The 2,632-nt window shown below is 69.7% G+C and carries 4 protein-coding genes; 1 reads left to right on the top strand and 3 read right to left on the bottom strand.

Translation table 11 applies throughout. The annotated features are described in order from the left end of the window. Positions 1 to 378 (top strand): serine/threonine protein kinase (locus tag AC1DOC_RS28630; RefSeq protein ID WP_478131016.1); only part of this gene is annotated, 378 nt, incomplete at its 5' end. A 92-nt stretch (positions 379 to 470) separates the two neighbouring features. On the opposite strand, the gene AC1DOC_RS28625 is transcribed toward AC1DOC_RS28630, so the two are convergent. From AC1DOC_RS28625 to AC1DOC_RS28615, 3 genes are all read right to left on the bottom strand, one after another. Then, positions 471 to 1,049 carry a Spy/CpxP family protein refolding chaperone gene (locus AC1DOC_RS28625; RefSeq protein ID WP_436288780.1) on the bottom strand — a complete coding sequence of 193 codons (579 nt, stop codon included), beginning with the start codon at positions 1,047 to 1,049 and terminating at the stop codon, positions 471 to 473. Between the two features lie 149 nt (positions 1,050 to 1,198). Then, entirely contained in the window at positions 1,199 to 2,290 is a 1,092-nt protein-coding gene (locus AC1DOC_RS28620; protein ID WP_436299148.1) for a flavodoxin family protein, read from the bottom strand. A 75-nt stretch (positions 2,291 to 2,365) separates the two neighbouring features. After that, positions 2,366 to 2,632 (bottom strand): pirin-like C-terminal cupin domain-containing protein (locus tag AC1DOC_RS28615; protein WP_478131015.1); only part of this gene is annotated, 267 nt, incomplete at its 5' end.

Genomic DNA, 2,632 nt, shown 5'->3' with positions numbered 1-2,632 from the left:
GCCGGTGCCGCCATGGCGCAAGCCACGTCGATACCTGCGCAGCCGGACCCCGCCGTGAGCGGCCAGGCCAGCACGCAGACGCCCTCCGGCGTGCCCAACCCGCCGCAGCGCCCCGACGCCAGCATGCCGGTGTCGCGCGAAGCCGTGAAGGCCGAGGCGCGCGCCCACAACCGCAACAACGCCAACAACCCGGTGCCCAAGGGCGAGGCCAGCACCACCGTGAATGCGCAGCCGAACGCGACGCCGCAACCCACCGGCGAAATGTCGCGCGCCGAGGTGAGCCAGATGGCCCGCAAGACCAAGCCCCGGTTCGGCCAGCCCGGCGAGCGGCCGGACGTGCCCACCAATCCGTCCGAAAGGACCGGCACGCCCCAATAGCCGTCCATGTACGAAGAAAGAAAGCCCGCGGTGCTCGAGGCATCGCGGGCTTTTTCATGCGTGGGCGCCGGTTCCGGCGCCCCGGCGGCGGGTCAGCTCTTGGCGGGTGCTGCCGAAGGTTGCCCGTCAGCGCCGCCGTGGCCGTGGTGGCCGCGGTGGCCATGCATGCCGACATGCACCGTCTCCGCGTCGAAGGTCTTCTGCTGCTCGGGCGTCAGCGCGGCATAGAAGGCCTTGGTGGCTTCGGCGCGCTTGGCGAACCTGGCGCTGCGCTCGGCCTGACGCGCCTGCATGCGCTCCAGGCGCTCGGGCGTGGTGAGCTTGGCGAATTCCGCGCGATCCATGCGCTGCGTGCGGGCCGGCGGCTGGCTGGCCGCTGCGAAGGTGGTCCACGCGCTTTCCTGTCCGGCATTCAGCTTGAGCTTTTCCTTCAGCGCGGCAAGCCGCTTGGCGCGGTGCTCCTGCATGCGCTCCATGCGCTGGGCCGGGTCCATGCGCTTGTGCTGCGCCTTGGGTGCCGCGCTGCCCTCGGCCTGCGCAACGGCGGCCGTGGGCGTGGAGGGCGAAGTGCCGGGTGCCGCCGGGGCCTGTTGTGCGAAGGCGCCCGAAGAGGCGAGGGCGGCCGAGCCCAGAAGGCTGGCCCAGACGATGCGTTGGCGAAGAGAGATCATGAGAAGTGCTTCCTTTCGAAGAAGCCCGCCGCCAAGGGGCAGCAGGTGAGACGAAGTGTGGAAGACCTCTGTATCGGCCAGGTGAGCCGCAAGTGAGCCTGCGTAAAGAATCATGAACGGGCGCGCGGCTTCCGGCGGCGCGGCATGCCTCATTTGAGCCGCGGCGGCTTCAGCCCGCGGTCGGGCGCCTGCAGCTTGCCCGCGCGCAGTTCGCCCACGGCCAGTGCCACGGCACGGGCCACGTTGCGCACTTCCTCCTGCACGCCTTCGTCGGCATCGAGGCTGTCGTGGCTGGTGGCGTAGGGCTCGTAGTAGCCGATGTAGCGGTCGAGCCGGGCCTGCGCGCCCGCGTCGATGAGGCCCATCCAGTCGAGCCAGTCCGACAGGTTGCGCCGCACGCTCTCGGCGCCGGCCACGTCGCCGTGCACCACCAGGCCGTAGACCCGTCCCGCCAGGTGCTTGGGATAGCCCCAGCCCTGGAGTTCGAGGGCCTTGGCTTCGTCGGGCTTCTTGCCGTGGGTGCTGGTGGGGTCGGGGTTGCCGCCGTCGGCGCACACCAGCCGGTCGGTCATGAGCTTGAGCGGGCTGGCGGACTGGTACCAGTGCGTGGGCGTGAACAGGATCACGCCGTGCGCGGCCACCCAGCGCTCGTAGATCTCGTTCATCCAGTCGCCGGTCTGGCGCAACGCATGGTTGGGATAGCAGCTGCAGGGCCAGTGGCACAGCGGCATGGCGGTGGACACGCAGCCCTTGCAGGGATGGATGTGGCGCCCGTAGTCGGAAGCGAGAAGGCTCAGGTCGAGCACGTCGACCTCGATGCCGCAGCCATCGAGCACCTCGCGCGCGAGTTGCAGCAGCCGCCAGCTCTTGGATATCTCCCCCGGACAGGTGCCGTCGTTGCGCGGCGAGCCGTTGACGAGCAGCACGCGCGAGCGCGTCTGCGGGCTGCCCCAGGCGGCCTGCGCGGCGTCGATGCGCGCCCTGGCTTCGAGCCAGTCGACCGAAAGTTCGTAGTCGGGGTCGGCATGGCCCGGACCGGCCTTGCGCGTGACGGGCGACTTGCGGCCCTGTTCGTAGGCCTCCCATGCGATGAGCTCGATGCGCCGCAGYGCCTCCTTTTCGGACTGGAAGGCGGGGTCCTGGAAGGGCTGCATGAAGCGCTCGTGGAACTGGTCGCGCTTCAGTGTTTCGGGCGCCTGTCCCTTGCGGACCTCGGGGGCTTTGGTCGTGCGATGCGGCATGGCGGCCAATCTATGCCCCATGCGTGCGCCCGTGACCTGCGGGCGATGCCGATTTTCGGTAGGCCTGCGACTACATCAGCCGCCGAACTTGCCGCTCTGGAAGTCCTGCACGGCCTCCTTCAGCTGCTCCTGCGTGTTCATCACGAASGGRCCGTACTGCGCGATCGGTTCGTGCAGCGGCTTGCCGGCAATCAGCAGCGCGCGCGCCGGGCTGTGGTTGGTGGCCCCGGCGCGCAGCACCACGCCATCGCTGCCGGGATCGTTCGCCAGAATGGCCATGCGGCGCGTGGGCACTTCGCTGCCCGCGATCCACACCGACTCGCGGAACGCGTAGACGAGCGC

The organism is Variovorax sp. 01T439_2 (assembly GCF_056398445.1).
Note: the sequence above shows the minus strand (reverse complement) of the source record. Positions and strands in the feature narration are given on the sequence as shown.

Excerpts from the sequence above, each read along its gene's own strand:
- AC1DOC_RS28625 (WP_436288780.1), bottom strand. The coding sequence starts at position 1,049 with ATGATCTCTCTTCGCCAACGCATCGTCTGGGCCAGCCTTCTGGGCTCG.